16 protein-coding genes and 3 tRNA genes are annotated in these 18,230 nt (G+C 69.6%); 8 read left to right on the top strand and 11 right to left on the bottom strand.

What is annotated here, in order from left to right; translation table 11 throughout:
- Position 1 precedes the first annotated feature (1 nt).
- Complete coding sequence (locus J4H85_RS03325) at positions 2-886, top strand: IclR family transcriptional regulator (protein WP_208236839.1); 885 nt, start codon at positions 2-4, stop codon at positions 884-886.
- Here J4H85_RS03325 and J4H85_RS03320 read toward each other — a convergent pair.
- The 4 genes from J4H85_RS03320 to J4H85_RS03305 all read right to left on the bottom strand — a co-directional run bounded on the left by J4H85_RS03320 (position 874) and on the right by J4H85_RS03305 (position 7,588).
- Entirely contained in the window at positions 874-2,082 is a 1,209-nt protein-coding gene (locus J4H85_RS03320; protein WP_208236837.1) for a cobalamin-independent methionine synthase II family protein, read from the bottom strand. The genes J4H85_RS03325 and J4H85_RS03320 overlap by 13 nt on opposite strands.
- 76 nt (positions 2,083-2,158) lie before the next feature.
- Entirely contained in the window at positions 2,159-3,913 is a 1,755-nt protein-coding gene (locus J4H85_RS03315) for an AMP-binding protein (protein ID WP_208236835.1), read from the bottom strand.
- A 5-nt stretch (positions 3,914-3,918) separates the two neighbouring features.
- Complete coding sequence (locus J4H85_RS03310) at positions 3,919-7,026, bottom strand: DUF2207 domain-containing protein (protein WP_208236833.1); 3,108 nt, start codon at positions 7,024-7,026, stop codon at positions 3,919-3,921.
- 4 nt (positions 7,027-7,030) lie between these two features.
- Positions 7,031-7,588: an adenine phosphoribosyltransferase gene (locus tag J4H85_RS03305; RefSeq protein WP_208236831.1), complete on the bottom strand. Its 558-nt coding sequence runs from the start codon at positions 7,586-7,588 to the stop codon at positions 7,031-7,033.
- Between the two features lie 100 nt (positions 7,589-7,688).
- Here J4H85_RS03305 and J4H85_RS03300 point away from each other — a divergent pair.
- Positions 7,689-7,765: transfer RNA gene (locus tag J4H85_RS03300), tRNA-Arg, on the top strand.
- A 60-nt stretch (positions 7,766-7,825) separates the two neighbouring features.
- Here J4H85_RS03300 and J4H85_RS03295 read toward each other — a convergent pair.
- Entirely contained in the window at positions 7,826-8,923 is a 1,098-nt protein-coding gene (locus J4H85_RS03295) for a carboxylate-amine ligase (protein WP_208236829.1), read from the bottom strand.
- A gap of 165 nt (positions 8,924-9,088) precedes the next feature.
- Between J4H85_RS03295 and J4H85_RS03290 the strand changes: the two genes are divergently transcribed.
- From J4H85_RS03290 to J4H85_RS03275, 4 genes are read left to right on the top strand one after another with little or no spacing between them, the layout of a single operon-like run.
- Complete coding sequence (locus J4H85_RS03290) at positions 9,089-10,237, top strand: glycosyltransferase family protein (RefSeq protein WP_208236827.1); 1,149 nt, start codon at positions 9,089-9,091, stop codon at positions 10,235-10,237.
- Positions 10,234-11,307, top strand: a complete 1,074-nt coding sequence (locus tag J4H85_RS03285) for a glycosyltransferase (protein ID WP_307863363.1) — start codon at positions 10,234-10,236, stop codon at positions 11,305-11,307. The genes J4H85_RS03290 and J4H85_RS03285 overlap by 4 nt, the downstream gene beginning before the upstream one ends.
- Complete coding sequence (locus J4H85_RS03280) at positions 11,304-12,296, top strand: glycosyltransferase (protein WP_208236825.1); 993 nt, start codon at positions 11,304-11,306, stop codon at positions 12,294-12,296. Before J4H85_RS03285 ends, J4H85_RS03280 begins: the two co-directional genes overlap by 4 nt.
- Positions 12,296-13,123, top strand: a complete 828-nt coding sequence (locus tag J4H85_RS03275) for a glycosyltransferase family 2 protein (RefSeq protein WP_208236823.1) — start codon at positions 12,296-12,298, stop codon at positions 13,121-13,123. The genes J4H85_RS03280 and J4H85_RS03275 overlap by 1 nt, the downstream gene beginning before the upstream one ends.
- Before the next feature lie 4 nt (positions 13,124-13,127).
- Here J4H85_RS03275 and J4H85_RS03270 read toward each other — a convergent pair whose 3' ends face one another.
- Positions 13,128-13,883 (bottom strand): SurA N-terminal domain-containing protein, encoded by a 756-nt coding sequence (locus J4H85_RS03270; protein ID WP_307863362.1) that lies wholly within the window; start codon positions 13,881-13,883, stop codon positions 13,128-13,130.
- A gap of 214 nt (positions 13,884-14,097) precedes the next feature.
- On the opposite strand from J4H85_RS03270, the gene J4H85_RS03265 reads away from it, so the two are divergent.
- On the top strand, positions 14,098-14,562 hold the full coding sequence (locus tag J4H85_RS03265) for a hypothetical protein (RefSeq protein ID WP_208236818.1): 465 nt from the start codon (positions 14,098-14,100) through the stop codon (positions 14,560-14,562).
- Positions 14,563-14,573: 11 nt separating this feature from the next.
- Here the strand turns inward: J4H85_RS03265 and J4H85_RS03260 are convergent, their stop codons facing one another.
- The 3 genes from J4H85_RS03260 to J4H85_RS03250 all read right to left on the bottom strand — a co-directional run bounded on the left by J4H85_RS03260 (position 14,574) and on the right by J4H85_RS03250 (position 17,493).
- Positions 14,574-16,220: a putative bifunctional diguanylate cyclase/phosphodiesterase gene (locus J4H85_RS03260; protein ID WP_208236816.1), complete on the bottom strand. Its 1,647-nt coding sequence runs from the start codon at positions 16,218-16,220 to the stop codon at positions 14,574-14,576.
- A 99-nt stretch (positions 16,221-16,319) separates the two neighbouring features.
- Positions 16,320-16,751 carry a GNAT family acetyltransferase gene (locus J4H85_RS03255; RefSeq protein WP_208236814.1) on the bottom strand — a complete coding sequence of 144 codons (432 nt, stop codon included), beginning with the start codon at positions 16,749-16,751 and terminating at the stop codon, positions 16,320-16,322.
- Positions 16,752-16,869: 118 nt separating this feature from the next.
- Positions 16,870-17,493, bottom strand: coding sequence for a malonic semialdehyde reductase (locus tag J4H85_RS03250; protein ID WP_307863361.1), 624 nt, complete (start codon positions 17,491-17,493; stop codon positions 16,870-16,872).
- A 103-nt stretch (positions 17,494-17,596) separates the two neighbouring features.
- Here J4H85_RS03250 and J4H85_RS03245 point away from each other — a divergent pair, with 103 nt between their 5' ends.
- Positions 17,597-17,959: a winged helix-turn-helix transcriptional regulator gene (locus tag J4H85_RS03245; RefSeq protein WP_208236812.1), complete on the top strand. Its 363-nt coding sequence runs from the start codon at positions 17,597-17,599 to the stop codon at positions 17,957-17,959.
- 53 nt (positions 17,960-18,012) lie between these two features.
- Here the strand turns inward: J4H85_RS03245 and J4H85_RS03240 are convergent.
- Positions 18,013-18,086: transfer RNA gene (locus J4H85_RS03240), tRNA-Met, on the bottom strand.
- Between the two features lie 34 nt (positions 18,087-18,120).
- Positions 18,121-18,192: transfer RNA gene (locus tag J4H85_RS03235), tRNA-Thr, on the bottom strand.
- Positions 18,193-18,230 lie beyond the last annotated feature (38 nt).

Genomic DNA, 18,230 nt, shown 5'->3' with positions numbered 1-18,230 from the left:
AATGGCGAGACGATCCGACGGCGAATCGGTGCTCCGCAAGCACCTGCGCATTCTCGATGCGTTCGAGCCGCAGCGGCCGGAACTCACCCTCTCCGAGATCGTCGCCATTACCGGCCTCGCCACCTCGTCGACGCACCGGCTCCTCGCCGAGCTCCTGGACGAGGGCCTGGTCGAGCGCGCGCCCGGACGGCTGTATCGGCTCGGCACCCGGCTCTGGGAGTACGCATCGCGCACCCCGGGCGCCCTCGGCCTCCGCGAGCTCGCGCGACCGTGGCTCGACGCGGTCCACGTGCGGGTGCGACAGCACACCCAGCTCGCGGTGCTGCGCGGTCACGAGGTGCTGTTCATCGACCGGCAGTCCACGCGCGACGCGGTCATCAACGCGACGCTGATCGGCGGCCGCATTCCCGTCCCGTTGAGCTCGAGCGGCATCGTGCTGCTCGCGCACGCGGAGGAGAGCCTCATCGACGCCGTGATCGCCGAGGGCTGGCCGCGCACCACCCGCGAGACGCCGGCGGACGGGGCGGAACTCCGTCGGCTCATCCGCCAGGCGCACGCGCGCGGGCACGCCGTGTGCGACGGGTTCATCCATGTGCAGTCCCGCGGCATCGCGGTGCCGGTCATGGGGCCGTACGGGGTGCCGGTGGCCGCGCTCGGCGTCGTGGTCGCCCGCGATGACACGCCCGTGCTCGGCACAGTCGAACTGCTCAAGGGCGCGGCACGAGGCATCTCACAGGCGCTGCTCTCGACCGAGACGGGCATTCAGCCGCTGCTCACGACGTCGCGCGCCTCCCTCGAGTACTTCGCGACGCTCGACACGGACGAGGACGCCGAGCATCGGCGCATGCACCGGGAGCGGCACTCGGAGAGTCCTCACACGCGCTGAGCCGCGCGCCGCGCCCCCTCGCCCAGCGACTCGAGCTTCGCCCACGCGATCTGCTCGTGCACGCGCCCGCCGAGACCGCAGTCCGTGGCGGCGATGACCCGCTCGGAGCCGACGATGCGCGCGAAGCGTTCGATGCGCTGCGCCACGAGATCGGGATGCTCGACGAGGTTCGTGGAGTGGCTGATCACGCCGGGCACCAGCACGAGGTCGTCGGGAATGAGGTCGCGCTGCTCCTCCCAGACCGCCCACTCGTGCTCGTGGCGCGCGTTGGCGGCCTCGAACGAGATCTGCCCGACTCGAGCACCGAGCACGGTCTTCAGCAGGTGCCGCAGCTCGATGTCGGTCGTGTGCGGGCCGTGCCAGGATCCCCAGCAGAGGTGCAGTCTGACCTGCTCCTTCGGGAGATCCGTGATCGCCTCGTTGATCGCGTCGATCCGGATCTGAGTGAACGCCAGGTAGTCCTCCACCGAGGGCTCGGGGGAGATCTGGTCCCAGTTCTCGGCCAGTGACGGATCGTCGAGCTGCACCACGAGGCCGGCGTCGGTGATGGTGCGGTACTCCTGCCGCAACGCCGACACCCAGGCGTCGATGTGCTCCTGGTCCGAGCCGTAGAAGTCGTTCTGGATCCGGGCGGCCGATCCCGGAGCGATCGCGGTCAGGAAGCCGGTCTCACCCGCTCGCAGCGCGGCGCTCAGGTGCTGAGCGTCCGACGCGACCGCATCCTGTCCGATGTAGCTGATCTCACCCGTGGTGCTCGGGAAGTCGGTGGCGGTGCTGCCGGTGCCGATACCGCTGTCGGGATCCGCGTAGGCGGCGGCGAAGCGCGTCCAGTCGCGGCGGTCCGGGAAGCTCGTGAGCCTCACCTGCCCCGGTTCCGACCGCACCGGCTGCTGCGAGAAGATGTTCTCTCCCGTGAGGGAGAGCCCGCTCACCCGCTGGAACGAGTAGCTCCACCACGCACCGTAGTCGACCGCGCTCGACATCGCCTTGCCGAACTCGCCGTCGCCCGGCTGCGTGATGCCGATCTCGCGCTGCCGGTCGACGACGTCGCGCACCGCCTCAGCGAGCAGGCTCCGGTACTCCGGCGTCGACTGCAGCGTGAAGCCGTCCTCAGCGAACTCGCGCGCGGCATTCGCGGCGATGAGGGCATCGGTGCGGGGCAGGCTTCCGGCGGTGGTGGTCTCGATCGTGGTCATGCAGGCGAGACTAGTGAGGATCGCGACGAGACCCCAATCGGGTGACCGCGTGTGACGCGCCGCGACCCGCGCCGACTCAGCCTTTGAGCCCGGGGAAGTCCTCTTCGCGCCACTCGGCCTCGATCCGCCGACCCGCTGCGTGCGCCTCCTCCTCGCGGATGCGCAGCTCGACGCGACGGATCTTGCCCGAGGTCGTCTTCGGCAGCTCGAAGAACTCGACGCGGCGCACGCGCATGTAGGGCGGCAGCGTCTCGCGGGCGTGGGTGAGGATCGCGCGGGCGGTCTCACCGTCGGCGGCGACTCCGGCGGCGAGCGCCACATACGCCTTCGTGATGTTGAGCTTCGTCTCGTCGGGTGCACCGACGACGGCGGCTTCGGCGACGTGGGCGTGCTCGAGGAGCGCGCTCTCGACCTCGAACGGCGAGACCTTGAAGTCGCTCGACTTGAAGATGTCGTCGGTGCGACCGATGAACGTGAGCACACCGTCGTCGTCGCGGCTGGCGACGTCACCCGTGTGGAAGAACCCGCCCGCGGTCGCGCGAGCGGTCGCGGCATCATCTCCGAAGTATCCGGGCATGAGATTGGCCGGCCGGTCCCCGTGGGCGCTGGGCGAAGACATGCGGAGGCAGATCTCGCCCTCGGCGGCTTCGGCTCCGCTCACGGGGTCCACGAGCGCGACGTCGACGCCGGGAAGCGGCCGACCCATGGCTCCGGCGACGAGCGGATCCCCCGGGATCGTCCCGACCAGCGCTGTCGTCTCGGTCTGCCCGTACCCGTCGCGGATGTCGAGGCCCCACCACTCCTGGATACGGGCGATGACCTCGGGGTTCAGCGGTTCGCCCGCGGAGACCACTTCTCGGAGCGCCCGCGGCTTCCGGTCGAGACGGTGCTGGATGAGCATGCGCCACACCGTCGGCGGGGCACAGAAGGTGGTCACTCCGGCCCGGTCGAGCTCGGAGACGAGGTGCTCGGCGTCGAACCGCGCGCTGTTCACGACGAAGATGGTGGCGCCGACGTGCCAGGGCCCGAAGAAGCTCGACCAGGCGTGCTTCGCCCACCCCGGCGCGCTGATCACCGAGTGGACGTCACCGGGACGCACTCCGATCCACGAGAGCGTGGTGAGGTGGCCGACGGGGTAGCTCGTGTGGGAGTGCACGACGATCTTCGGCAGGTTGGTGGTGCCCGAGGTGAAGTAGAGCAGTGCCGGATCCTGACTCGTCGTCTGCTTCGGCACGCGCGCGTGCGATGCCGCGCTCGACTCCTCGTAGCGCAGCCAGTCGAAGAGGAGGGCGCGCTGGTCGCGCGATCCCGCATCGAGCCCGACGCCGATGCCGCGGTACGCGCCGGGAACGCTGCGGAACTTCACCGCGTCCTCCGGTGCGGCGAAGACGAAGTCGACGCGTCCGCGCTCGACCCGATCGGCCAGCTCGTGCTCGCCGAGCACGACCGATGTCGGCAGCAGCACGACACCGATCTTCATCGCCGCCAGCATGATCTCCCAGAGCTCGACGCGGTTGCCGAGCATGAGCATCGCGACGTCGCCCCGCTTCGCCCCGACGCTGCGCATCCAGTTCGCGACCTGGTCGGATCGCCGCTGGAGATCGGCGAAGGTGCGCGTGATCTCGGTTCCGTCGGCTTCGACGATCCAGAGCGCGGTGGTGTCATTGCCCTCGGCGATGGCGTCGAAGACGTCGTGCGCCCAGTTGAACGTGTCGCCCACCTCTGGCCAGACGAACTCGCGACGTGCGCGATCGGGGTCGCCGGCGAGCTCCAGCAGCTGGTCGCGTGCGGCGAAGAAGGGTGCACTGGCGTGCGCGGGGTACTCGGTCATGGTGATCAGTCTCTCGTATTCTTCCGGAACCGCGCCGAATCTGCGGGTGATCGGCGCATGCGGCGTGCCACGATCACGAACTGCGTCGTCACCGCGGCCCACATCGCGGCCCCGAGCCAGAGCGCCCACGCGCCGGCCGCGTTGCCGCCTGGCATGGGCCCGACGACCCACCAGCACACGATGCTCTGCCCGACCGCCGCGAGCGGAACTGCCGCGAACGCGATGGCGGCGATCGATGCCCGCGAGCTGCGTCGGGGGCGCCGCACGAGCAGCAGTGCGGCGGCCGCGGCTGCCGTCACGACCCCGCCCAGCACCAACGTCGCCGTGTAGGGCAGCCAGTAGGCGGTCTGATGTCGGTCGAAGTCGCCCGACTCGACATCGGCGAACGTGCCGCCGGGGAATCGGAGATCCACTCCGAGGTCGTCGGAAAGGTCGAGCTCGTACTGTTCGAGCCCGGCGTTGACCTCGGGGTCGACCACGAACCGCCCGACGGGCTCGCCCGTCTCGCGATCGACCGCGCGCGACTCGGCCGCATCCGCGTCGATGGTGACGGTGACGGTTCCGTCTGCGGCGCGTTCCTCGGAACCGACCCGCAGCTCGTACGGGCGACTCGCGTCGTCGTAGAGTCGGGACTCGACCGTCCACGGCTTGAAGGTGTTGCCGTCTTCGTACGGCACCCGCGGCAGATCGACATCGGTGTCGATCCAGCCCCCGGATGTCAGCTCGGCCGCTATTTCGGGAGCGATGTCGAGCGACACCCGGAGCGGCCGCACCGGGGCGGAACCGTCGAACGCGTTGTCGATGTCGGTGTAATACGTGTCCTCCCAGAAGCCGAGCCACGCCGTCCATCTGAGCTGCTGCGACGCGTCCGACCCGCCGCGAGCATCGACGACCGGGGAGGTCAGCGAGTACGCGACCTCGACCTCGTGCACGCCGTCGAGCACCTCGGTGAGCTGCGTCACCACGGCCGTGGTCCGCTCCCCCTCACGCTGCTGCACCGGCACCGGGGCGCCATCGACGGTCATCTCGCCCACCTCGAGCCCGAGGTCCTGCCCGAACCGTTCGCGCGGCCACTCCCGACCGAACTGGGGCACCCGCCCGCCGCTCGGCGTGAACCCCACGTCGATGCGCTCCACCACGTCGATGCGCGCCGTGCCATCCGCGTCGCGCACCAGTTCAGCGTCGACCGCGAACCCTTCAACCTGCGAGAACGTGAGCGCGGGGATATCGCGGTGGTACTCGGTGATGAACTCGCTCTCGCCGTACGGGGCCGGACGCACCGACGCCGTCACGATGGCCCCGGCGAACACCGCGATGGCGGCGGCGAGCGCGAGGAGCGCCGGTGCCGACAGGAAGTGCTCGGTGCGCCACCCGCGACCGGGTCGTGCGTCGCCCGTCTCGCGCGAGGCGAGCTGCACGATGCGCCGACCCGCGCGTCTCGGCCGTTCGAAGAGCACGGCGTACGGCATGAGGTCGTCGTCGGCCGGGCCACGATCCACCAGCCGCGTGGTCGTCGCCCAGGCGTCGATGCCCTTGAGCTCCTGCATCGCGAGCGCGCCCTCGTGCGTGAGCGGACGCGGACGGCGCACGGCCCAGCACACGAGCAGTGCGAGCAGCGTCGATCCGAGCACGAACAGCGCCGGCCACCAGACGATGGTGAGGATCACCTGGTGCGACAACTGCCGCAGCACCCCCCACTGCAGGAGCACGAGCGCGACGGAGCCCCAGATGAAGCTGTCGCGGAGATAGCTGTCCGGCACCCAGCGCAGCCCGCGCTCGACGGGCACGTCGTGCTGCGCCCAGGCCATGCGGCGCCGCAGCACACTCGGGGCATTGCCCCACCGGCCCGCACGCATACCGGCCTGCGCCACGCTGCGGAACCAGCGCGCGCGCATTCGGCCCGTGAGCGCCCGGCGCTGCGCTGGCGCCGGGCGACGCCTCCCCCACCTGCGCCGTTTCGTGTCGGCGGTCACCGGTGCGCGCGAAGCGTCGGCGAGCGCCGCGACGAGTTCGGCGTGCCTCGCCCGGCCGGTGAACTGCGCCGCCTCATCGGGGGTCAATCCGCTCGGCGGTTCGGCGCGAGCGACGTACCAGGGTGCTCCCGCGCTGTCCGCCCACACGACGCGGCGCGCGACGAATGCGAACAGCGTGAAGACGCCGAGCAGGGCGAGGGGAATCAGCGGGCCCCACGTCTGCAGCCAGAACAGCGGTGTCGTCGGGGGTTGCGCGAACGTTCCGGATGCGAAGCTGACGGTGAGATCGAGGTCGGGGTGCGGGGGCAGCGTGTCGTCGTTCGAGAAGGCGTACCGCACGCCGTCGGCGGTGGTCGCTTCCGCCTCGAGCCAGCTGGTTCCCGACACGAGCAACCACCCGATGTACGCGCGGGGGGCGCGGACCAGCGCGTCGTCGAGCTCGGGAGCGAGCGTCAGCGACACCTCGACGCCCTTCGTCGCCTGCGGCCAAGCCGGCCCGAGCAGGGGCCATCCCCACTGCTCGACCTCGTCGCCGGTCGCCTCGTCCTCGACCGTAGTGACGAGGTCGTGGAACTCGTACGAGAGCGCGATGTCGTGCGTGCCGTCGAGCGCCTCGCCGTCGGCTCGCGCGATCGTGACCCGGGTCGTCGCGGCACCGCGGTCCACCTCGACCTCGGCCGGAGTGCCGTCGATCGTCGCCTCGCGCAGCTCGAACCGGGCGTCGTGACCGCGGAACTCCGTTACGAACGCGCGCTCGATTCGACGCTCGGGGCCGTTCGTGAAGTTGGCGGTGTACCGCTCCTCGGCGTCGGCGGCGAAACGACCGTCGCCGTCGCGAGACACCACGTAATCGATGGCGACATCGGTGGCGATCCAGTCGACCTCGTCGATCTCGGCCGCATCGATGACGTCGTCGAAGTCGAGCGGCTGGTTCAGGATCGGACCGCAGAGCAGGAACACGCCCACGGCGGCGATGAGCGCCCAGAAGATGCGGATCCCGGCCCGCAGCCCGCGTCCGCCGCGCTCGCGGAGCTTCGCCTCGACCGCGGTGAACATCCTGGCGAGCCAGCGGAACAGTGCGGTGTGCTCCGGCTGCGGATCGGGGATGCGACCCGAGTTCCGGGGCTGCGACGCGGTCATCGGCTCAGCTGTGGAAGACGGTGTGCAGACCCGGATCGTTCACGAACTCACGCCCGCCGAGCCCCTCGATCTCGAAGAGCACCGCGACGCCCGCGACGGCGTACCCGAGCTGCCGCAGCAGGTCGCGACCGGCCACCAGGGTGCCGCCTGTCGCAAGCACGTCGTCGAGCAGCAGGACCCGACTCCCCTTCGGCAGGTCGTCGTGCGCTTCGACAGTGGCACTGCCGTATTCGAGGTCGTACTCGACCGACACGGCGGGACGCGGAAGTTTTCCCGCTTTGCGGATCGGCATGAGCCCGGCACCCGTCGAGTATGCGGCGGCGCTCGCCAGGAGGAAGCCGCGGGCCTCCAGCCCCGCGACCACGTCGAACGAGCCGAGGAACGGTGCGATCAGGGCGTCGACGGTGGCACGGAGGGCCGGCCCATCGGCGAGCAGCGGCGTGATGTCGCGGAAGACGATGCCCGGGGCCGGGTAATCCGGCAGCTCCGCGATGAGCGACGCGGCGCGGTCGAGGTCCGTCGAGAAGTCTGCGGAAAGCTGCGGATCAGGCGTTTCTGGCACGCGAACAGCCTACCCGCCGGGCACGCCGACGGTGCGCCCGCATCGATTTCCGTTTCGCCTCGAACTGCTGTAATGTTTCTCTGGTTGGAAACAACGGCAAGCGCCCCTAGCTCAGCTGGATAGAGCATCTGACTACGGATCAGAAGGTCGGGGGTTCGAATCCCTCGGGGCGCGCCACCGGAACCCCCGTCGCATGAGCGGCGGGGGTTCTTTCGTGCGCGGTGCCGGTCGCCCGCCTTACCCGGCGTAGAGCTCCATGAGACCGGCGATCCCCGCAGATGCGAAGCGATCGAGCTGCTCCTGCGCGGGGCTCCCGACCGCGAGGCGGTGCTCGAGATACTCGGTAACGCGGGCCGTGTCGCCGGTGCGCTCGAGTCCGGGCGCCGCGTACGCGGCCATGCGGCGCACGAGGTCGCGCGCCGGCAGGGTCTCGGCCGTCGCCGGATCGATGAGCGTTCCGGAGAGCCCGTCGCGCGCCGCCATCCACAGCGCGCCGTCGATCATGTCGGCACGCGCCGGCCACGTCACCGGCTGGCCGGCAGACCACTCCGAGAGGCTGCGCTCCACGATGCCGCGCACGAGGAGCGCGAAGCTCACCGCCTGCGTGTGGTCGAGCTGTGCATCCGCGATACGCAGCTCGACCGTGGGGTACTGCTCGGAGAGCCGGGCGACCCACGTGAGCATGCCCGCATCGATGATGACGCCGGCAGACACGAGCCGCTCCACCCCTGTCGCATACTCGTCACCGGTCGTGAACCCGTGCGGAAAACCGGCGAGCGGCCACGACAGCATGAGCATGTGCCGCCAACTCGCGAACCCGGTCGGTTCGCCGTCCCAGATCGGCGAGTTCGCCGTGAGCGCGAGGAGAGCCGGGGACCAGCGCGAGATCGCGGCGATCGCGGCGACACCGGCATCACGATCCGGCACCTCCACGTGCACGTGCGTCCCCGAGACGTACTGGTGCGCGGCGGCATGCCTGAGCATCTCGGCGATCTCGCGGTAGCGCGGTTTCGGGGTGATCGTCCCGGCGACCTCCCCGCCGACCGGCGGGAGTCCGGTGCCGACGATGCGGGTGCCCTGCGCCGCGGCAGCCTCGCCCGCGCGGGCACGGAAGTCGGCGAGTGACTGGTCGGCCTCCGCTCCCGTGGTGCAGATCGGGGTCGCGGTCTCGATCTGACTGCAGAAGAACTCCCGATCCGCGCGTCGCTCGAGTTCGGCGTCCGACCAGAGGAGCGCAGCTGCGCGATCCTGGGGCTCGCCGGTAATGCGGTCGAGGATCAGATACTCCTCCTCCACACCGAACGAACGTGGTTCGGTTTGTCCTGCTGCGCTCATACATGGCTCCGTTTCGACGGGGTGGGTGAGACCACTGTAGAGGCCCGTCGTCACTGCCGTCGACGGGGGTGACGATCCAGGGCTCGCGTACCACCCGGGCGTCGCGAGCTGCAAGGCCCTCCTCACCGAGCCGGATTCGGCGCCTAATGGGATCCATGAGGATCTATGCGCAATCGTGAACCGATCGGACCGATCCGGTCCGCCCTGCTCGAGCGCGATCGCGACCCTCGCACTCCGCGCAGCATTCGTGTCGCCTCCGTTCCTGCGGACCACGTTTACGTGCACCACCTGGCGCCCGTGGATGAGCTTCCCGGTGTGCCGGTGATCGAGCGACTCGCCGACCCCGATCCCGACGACCCCCTGCGCCCCGCGCAGTCGAAGTGGTGGCCCCCGGTCATGCTCGAACCCGACTGGGTGCGCGAGCACCCCGAGTTCGATGTGATGCACCTGCAGTTCGGGTTCGACGCCCGCACGCCCGAGCAGGTGCAGGAGTGGATCGACGCGTTGCGCGAGACGGGACGCCCCCTGGTCTACACCGTGCACGATCTGCGGAATCCGCACCATCTCGATCGCCGTCTGCACGACGCGCAGCTCGACGTCATCGTGCCGCAGGCGGACGCCCTCGTCACGCTGACCCGAGGTGCCGCCGCTGAGATCCGCGAACGGTGGGGATGCGACGCCCACGTGCTGCCGCACCCCCACGTGGTCGACTTCGCCACCATGGCCGACCTCGCCGAGCGCTCCCGCCCCGCGCGACCGTTCCGCGTGGGGGTGCACGTGAAGAGTCTGCGGGCGAGCATGGATCCGCTCCCGGTGATCCGCGTGCTCTGCGACCTCGCTGAGCGCATGCCCGACTGGGTCGTGCAGGTCAACGGGCACCGCGATGTGCTCGAGCCGCGAGGCGACCGGTACGACGCCGAACTCGCCGACTTTCTGCAGACCGCGGCGGCGCGGGGTGCGCTCGACCTCCGCATCCACGATTTCTTGAGCGACGCGGAGCTCTGGGAGTACTTGGCATCGCTCGACGTATCGGTGCTCCCCTACCGGTTCGGCACCCACTCCGGATGGCTGGAGGCCTGCCGCGATCTCGGGACGGCGGTCGTCGCACCGAACTGCGGGTACTTCAGCGACCAGGGGCCCGTGTTCGCCTACGAACGTGTGGAGGACTCCTTCGACACCGCGTCGCTCGAGCGCGCCCTGCAGCGCGCTCATGATGCCGGACGCCGGGAGCCCCTCTCGATCCGCGCGCGACGAACGGAACGGGAGGGCGTCGCCGCGGCGCACGCGCTGCTCTACGAACGGCTACTGCGGTGACCCCACTGCGCATCTGCATCATCGCCTCGAGCCGTTTTCCGATTCGCGAACCGTTCGCCGGCGGACTCGAAGCGCACACGCACGCTCTGGCAACCGGCTTGCTCGACCGCGGGCACGATGTCAGCGTGTTCGCCGCACCCGGTTCGGATTCGCGACTCCGCGTGACCACGCTCGACGTCGCCCCCTACGCGTCCTCCGCGCACGCCCGTGCCGATGTGGGTGCGCCGCCCGAAGTCTGGATGCGGGAGCATCACGCGTATCTCTCGCTCATGCTCGCGCTGGGTGCGGGTGCCGCCCGGTTCGACGTCATCCACAACAACAGCCTGCACCACCTGCCCGTGGCGATGGCCACCTCCGTCGGCATTCCGATGGTGACGACGCTGCACACGCCCCCGACCCCCTGGATCGAGTCGGCCATGCGTTTCGCGTCGCCCGATGCACGCTTCGTCGCTGTGAGCCGCGCTACCGCAGATCTCTGGCGTCCCGTTGTGCAGCCCGACGTCATCCACAACGGCGTCGACACCGAGCAATGGGCTGCTGGCCCCGGCGGCGAGCGCGCGGTCTGGCACGGGAGGCTCGTTCCCGAGAAGGCGCCGCACCTCGCGATGGACGCCGCGCGCCGGGCGGGGATCCCGATCGATCTCGCGGGGCCGTCGTACGACCGCGAGTACTTCGCGGCCGAGATCGCTCCGCGCCTCGGTCACGACGCGACGTATCTCGGGCACCTCGGTACCGAGGACCTGTGCCGACTCGTCGGCCGTTCGGCGGTCGCCCTCGTCACGCCCGTCTGGGATGAGCCGTACGGCCTCGTCGCCGCCGAGGCGATGGCGTGCGGAACGCCGGTCGCGGCATTCGCCCGCGGTGGTCTCGGCGAGATCGTCGCCCCTCCGGGCGGTCTGCTCAGCCCTCCCGGCGATGTGGACGCGCTCGCCAGCACCCTGCGGCGCGCCCGTCGGATGCCGCGCGCGGCGGTGCGCGCGTACGCCGAGGACCATCTCTCGATCGCGCGCATGATCGACGACTACGTTGCGACGTTCGCCCGCGTCGCCGGCGCCGCGCAGGCCGCATGATCGGCTATTACGTGCACCATCACGGCGGTGGTCACGCGGCGCGGGCGACGGCGATCGCTCGAGAACTCGAGGCGCCCGTCACCGGCATCTCGTCACTGCCACGGCCGGACGGCTGGCCGGGCGAGTGGCTGCAGATCCCGCTCGATGAGGGCGACGAGCAGAGCGATGCGGATGCGCACGGGCAGCTGCACTGGGTGCCGCTCGGGTCGACGGGACTGCGCGAGCGCGCCGCAGTGATCTCGGCGTGGATCGCCGCCGCTGAGCCGCGCGCGATGGTCATCGACGTCTCCGTCGAGGTCGCGCTCCTCGCGCGCCTGCACGGGGTGCCCGTCGCGGTGTTCGCGCTGCCGGGAGCGCGCGGCGACGCCGCGCACCGTCTCGGGTTCGAGATCGCTGCGGTGATCCTGGCGGCATGGCCGCCGCAGGCGACCGGGCTCGTCACCGGCTTGACGGCAGCCGCGGAGCGGAGGCTCGCGCCGGTCGGAGCGATCGGTCGGCTCGCTCCCTTCCCCGACGAGCGCAGCGCGGAAGATCCGCATCGCGTGCTGGTGCTCGCGGGACGCGGCGGAGACGAGTTCTCGCCCACCGCACTGGACCGCGCCCGCGCAAGCGCACCGCACTGGACCTGGGAGCATATCGGCGGGTCGGGCACCTGGGTCGACGATGTCGGACCGAGTCTCTCGGCGGCGAGCGTCGTGATCACGCACGCCGGCCAGGGCGCTCTCGCCGATGTCGCGGCCGCGCGGAAGCCGGCCGTCGTGGTGCCGCAGACGCGTCCGCACGACGAGCAGCACGCGTCGGCTCGGGTGTTGGCGGCGGGCGACTGGCCGGTGATCGTGCGCGATCGTTTCCCCGACGGCGGGTGGGAGACGCTGCTCGAGCGCGCGAGCGGACTCGACGGCGCTCGGTGGGAGCAGTGGAACGACGGGAACGGCGCCGCCCGCGCTGCAGCCGTGATCGACGAGCTCGCGGGGCGGAGGTCGCGCTGATGCGCACCGCCGTCGTCACGATCGCGCACGGTCGACATGCGCACTGGAGACGTCAGCGCGCGGGTCTCGCGGCCGGGTTGCGTCCGATGCTCGCGGACCGTCACGTGCTCGTCGCGATCGCGGACCCCGATCTGCCCGGCGACGGTGCGGCCCCGGCGCTCCGGACGATGCATCTCGACGGCGATCCGGACCGTCTTCCGCTCGCGCGCGCCCGCAACGTCGGTGCCGCGGCAGCGATCGACGACGGCGCGGAACTCCTGATCTTCCTCGATGTGGACTGCATCCCCGGTGCGTGGCTCGTGTCAGGATACCGGGCTGCGGCTGCCGCTCCTGAGACACGGGGGCATCTGCTCTGCGGTCCCGTGACCTACCTGGATCCGCCCGGACCGGACGGGTACGATCTCGCCGAACTGCCCGCGCTCGATGCTCCGCACCCGGCCCGACCGGCACCGCCGCCCGGACGGATCGTCACGGGTGGCAGCCACGAACTCTTCTGGTCGCTCTCGTTCGCTCTCGACGCCGCGACCTGGCACCGCATCGGCGGGTTCGATGAGCGCTACGACGGGTACGGCGGAGAGGACACCGACTTCGGACAGCGCGCGCGCAGCGCGGGCGTGGACCTCGCTTGGGTGGGCGATGCCCGCGCGTTCCACCAGCACCACCCGGTGCAGGATCCGCCGGTCGGACATCTCGACGACATCCTGCGCAACGGGTCGATCTTCGCCGAGCGGTGGGGGTGGTGGCCGATGCGCGGGTGGATCGACGCGTTCATCGAGCTCGGCCTGGTCGCGCCCGACGGCGCGGGCGGCTACCGACGCACGCCGTGAACGATCATAGGTGGATCGTGATGTCGGCGCCGTCGCGCAGCTGCTCGACGATGCCCTGCGCGGCCTCGTTCTCCTGCTGCATCTTGGCCTGGTCGGCGAGCTGGTCCTTCACGTCCTCGAACGGCGGGATCTCGCCGCCGGCGTCGGCTGCAGCGCTCTGCTGCTCGACCAGCGCGTCGTACTGCTGCTGCAGTTCTTCATCGCTCGGCGCGGCGATGTCGGCCTCCTGCTCGATGTAGGTGCTCACCTGGAACTGGGTGGCGAGGTCGGCGCGGACCTCGTCTTCACTGAGCCCCTGCTCCTTGAGCGCGGCCAACACGTCGTCACCCGACTCGAGCCCGTTCTGCTCCGCGAGTCCCGCGAGCTCGTCATCGATATCCGACTCGGACGGCTCGATGCCGGCCTTCATGGCGGCCTGCGTCAGCAGATGGTTGTCGACGAGCAAGCCGGCGACCTGCTCCTTGAGCGCATCCTGATCGACGTCTTCGCCGGTGGCCTGCGACTGCATCGCGGCCTGCTGCAGCTGACCCTCGTAGTTCCGCGTGAACTCGGCGAGCGTGATCTCATCCCCGTTCACCTCGGCGACGACATCGGGCAGACCCTCGAGGTCTGCTTCGGGCACACCGGTTTCGGCTCCGGCAGACGTGTCGGTCTGATCGGATTCGCCGTCTGCCGAGGAGCATCCGGCGAGCGCCAGGGCGGCGACCAGAGAGACAGCGGCGAGCACGCGCTTGATCGGCATAGACAAATGACTCCTCACGAGGTTGGAACCCGCGACGCTACACCATCAGGCCGAACGCACCGTCCAGACACCCACGATCCTCTCAGCGCACGGTCAGATGTGACGCGGCGTCACCCCGGCATGTGATGCGGCGGGACTACACGGCATGCAGCGTGTTCGGGAGACTCGAATCGTCGCAATCACGAGCCCCTGGTGCGCGACCCGACACGCGCCGGAAGAACGGAGGATCCGCATGTTCGCCGACCTGATCATCCGATTGCAGGAGTTCGTCGACACGCTTCCCTTCGTCCTTCAGGTTCTGTCGGTCCTGCTCATCGGCTTGGTGCCTGCGCTCGAGGGCGATGTCGCGGCAGCCGTGGGCATCGTCGCGGGTGTCCCCTGGTTCGTGACCGTGATCATCGGCGCCGGCGGCACCGTCCTCACAACGGTCGGTGCGGTCGCGTGGGGGTCGCGCATCGGCGACCGGCGCAGCAAGGGCGATCGCGAGCGCAAAATCCTGGCGCGCGCGGAAAAATGGGGGATTCCGATCGCCATGTTCATCGGTGGTTTCCTCGTGAGTGTGTCGATCAACGCGTTCGTGATGAGCGCGGCCGGCCTGAACCGCACGATCGTGCTCGCTGCAGGCATCGCGACCGCGGTGTTCAACACCCTCTTCGTCGCGCTCGTCGCCGCGGGAATCCTGCAGGCGGTGCTCTGACGTCCGTGCGGTCAGGCCGGCAGCATCGCCCGCAGCTTCGGGCCGATGCCGGGAGCACCGGTCAGAAACCCTTGGATCTCATCGAAGCCCTCCGTTCGCAGCAGGTCGCGCTGCTGCTCCGTCTCCACGCCTTCGACCAGTACCGACGCGGTGAGCGCGTGCCCGAGCGCGAGAATCGCGCGCAGCACGTTGCGCGTCCGGAGAGGCTGCAGACTCGACTGCAGCACCGAACGGTCGATCTTCACACGGTCGAAGTTGAACGCGAGCAATGTGTCGAGCGAGGAGAACCCCGAACCGAAGTCGTCGAGCGCGATGAGCGCTCCCATCGCCTGAATGGCCGCGAACTTCTCGATCACATCGCGACGGTGCGCGATGAGGGTCGATTCCGTGATCTCGAGCTCGAGTCGGTGCGGCTCGAGTCCGCTGTCGGCGAGCGCACGGGCGACGGTCGGCACGAAGTCGGCATCCACGAGCTGGGCTGCCGACACGTTGACCGCAATGCGCGCGGGCTCCTGCCACTGCGCGGCGTCGTGGCAGGCGTGGCGCAGCACCCATGTGCCGAGTTCGACGATCGTCCCATTGGCTTCGGCGATGGGGATGAACGCGTCGGGCGCCAGGAGTCCGAGCACGGGATGCCGCCACCGGACGAGCGCCTCCCATCCGACCACGGCTGAAGATCTGAGCGAGGACTGCGGCTGGTACTGGAGCTCGAACTCGCCGCCCGCCACGGCAGCGGGAACGCGACGGCCGAGGTAGCGCCGCGAGCTCGTCACCTCCAGCAGTCCCTCCGAGTACAGGACGGCGGCCTCGGAGGACTGCTCCTTCGCCGTGTACATCGCGGCATCCGCGCGCATCAGGAGCTCGGACACCTCGTGCCCGTCGACCGGGTACCGAGCGACGCCGACGCTGGCGGCGATCGGGCCACGGTGCTCGCCGAGTCCGAGGGGTTCGCGCATGACACCGGAGACCCAGTGCATGAACGAGGTGAGCGCCTGCTGATCCGGGGTCAGGGCGGCGACGGCGAACTCGTCTCCGCCGAGCCGAGCCACGACGACTCCGTGGTCCTCGCCCCGGCGCAGATTCATGGCGGACGCCCGCAAGAGTTCGTCGCCCACCGAGTGCCCGTGGGTGTCGTTGACGCGCTTGAAGTCGTTCAGGTCGATGAGGCTGACCGCGAATGGGGCCGACGAGTCGACCCAAGCTTCGAGCGCGGCGAAGAACGTGGTCCGATTGCTGAGACCGGTGAGCGCGTCGGTCGACGCGGCGCGGTGCAGCGCCGACGTGGTCTCCCTGGCCACCGTCACATCGCGGGTGATCTTCGCGAAGCCGATGAACACACCCTGCTCGTCGGTGACCGCGTTCACCGTCACGTGCGCCCAGAATCGGGAGCCGTTCTTCCGCACGCGCCAGCCCTCGGTTTCGAACCGTCCGTGCGCTCGCGCGGCGGCGAGGATCTGCTCCGGCTCCCCGTGCGCACGATCCTCGTCGGAGAAGAACGTCGCGAAGGATCGGCCGACGATCTCTGCGGCCGCGTACCCCTTGATGCGCTGGGCGCCGCGGTTCCAGGTCTGTACGATGCCGCTCGGGCTCAACAGATAGATCGAGTAGTCCTCGACGGCATCGACGAGATAGCGGAAGAGCGCCACATCGTGATCCATCGAGATCCTCACTTTCAGCGCCTCGCACCTGATCGACGCCCCTGAGGACCACCTTAGTCCTCGCTCGGACGATCCGAATGCCCCTGGATCGACCCGTGATCACCGGTCAGCGATGAGTCGCTTCCCGAGCACGGCGACCTCATCGACCCCGTACCCATCCGCCCGGTAGTAGTCCGTGACGGCGGTGTTCTCGGTTCGCACCATCAGCATGACCTTCGGGCAGCCGAGCGCGGTGAGCCGCGCCTCCGCCTCGGCGACGAGCGCGCGCCCGATGCCGGACCCGCGACGTGCCGGGGCACTTGCCAGGTAATACAGCCAGCCTCGGTGCCCGTCGTACCCGGCCATCACCGTCCCGACTACGGCACCGTTCTCAGTATCCGCAGCGACGAGCAGCAGGTCGGGCCACGCGGCGCGCGCCCGACGGATGTCCGCCTCGGGGTCGTTCCACGGTCGGGTGAGTCCGACGTCATGCCAGAGCCGGACGGCGTGCGGCACATCGGCGTCGACCAGCGGGCGGATCTCGATCGGCATGCTCTCGAGCGTAGCAACGGGACAACGCTCCCTGAACGCGCGGTCGCGCCGAAACCCACATGACTGCGGCCCGGGCGATCCGATTCGGGTCGTCCGGGCCGCATGCCTCGCTCGGGTGTTACGCCCAGGCGACGGCGTCTGCGACGGCGACGCGGGGCAGACGCGGGAACCACGGGTTCTCACCGGGGTGCCCGAGGTTCACGACGAGGTGACTCTTCCAGGTGGTCCCGGCGAAGAACTCCTGATCGATGCCCTCCGTGTCGAACCCGGCCATCGGGCCCACTGCGAGCCCGTGCGCGCGCACGGCGAGGAAGAACTGACCGGTGGCAAGGGCGGCGCTGTACTTCGAGATCGGCTCGCGCGCCTCGACCGGCATGCTGCCGAAGTTCTCGCGGTACATCTCTCCACGGTCGGGGAAGGTCACGGGGAACTGCTCGTGGAAGTCGGTGTCGTACGCGAGCACGGCGACGACGGGCGCGGCCTCCGCCTTGTTCCGGTTGCTGCCCTCGGCGATGTGCGGCAGCAGGCGCGACTTGCCCTCCTCGGTACGCACGAAGAGCACGCGCAGCGGCTGGCCGTTCGCCATGGTGGGCGCGTAGCGCGTGAGTTCCCAGATGCCCTGCAGTTCGGCATCGGTCACGGGCTCGTCGGTGAACGAGTTCGCCGTCCGCGCGTCGGTGAAAAGCAGTTCGCGAGACGCCGAGTCGAGCGTCTCCAGTGCGATGGGTGCGGTGGTGGTCACAGGTGTTCTCCAGTTCTCAGAGCGCTTCGTGTAGCTACTGATTCCAATGCTACTCCGAAAACCGGAGTTACCGTCAAGTTCGAAGTCGAGTATCATGAGATTCATGGCGACCGCCGGCGAACCGCTCGAGCCCGTCGCGAAGGACCACCGGGCCTGCGACGGGTCGCTGACGCGCGCGTTCCAGTTTCTGGGCAAGCGCTGGAACGGCATGCTCATCAGCGTCCTCGCCGACGGACCCACGAGCTTCAGCACGCTCAAGCGCGCGCTCGGTATCAGCGACTCGATGCTCTCCGACCGCCTCACCGAGCTCGCGCGCGCCGGACTGATCGAGCGCAGCGTCGATCCGGGCCCCCCGACCGTCGTCGCCTACGGACTCACCGTCTCCGGTCGCGCGTTGCTCCCCTCACTCCTCTCGCTCGGCGACTGGGCGCGGGAGAATCTCAGCGACGAGCAGTGCCGCGCGTAGCACTTCCGGAAACGAAGAAACCCCCTCGGTGAGGGGGTTTTCGTGACTCTCTGTAGCTGAGGCGGGGCTCGATCCCGCGACCTCACGATTATGAGTCGTGCGCTCTAACCAGCTGAGCTACTCAGCCAAACTGGCCCGCACGCGGCGAGCCAGAGAGTCAGAGCCCCGAGCCAGGATTGAACTGGCGACCCCTTCCTTACCATGGAAGTGCTCTACCACTGAGCTATCGGGGCGCGGCTTCCCTGCGGAAGCAACCGTTCGAGAGTAGCAG

The organism is Leucobacter tardus (assembly GCF_017583045.1).
Classification (GTDB): domain Bacteria; phylum Actinomycetota; class Actinomycetes; order Actinomycetales; family Microbacteriaceae; genus Leucobacter; species Leucobacter tardus.
This window is presented reverse-complemented; position numbering and strand designations above follow the sequence as displayed.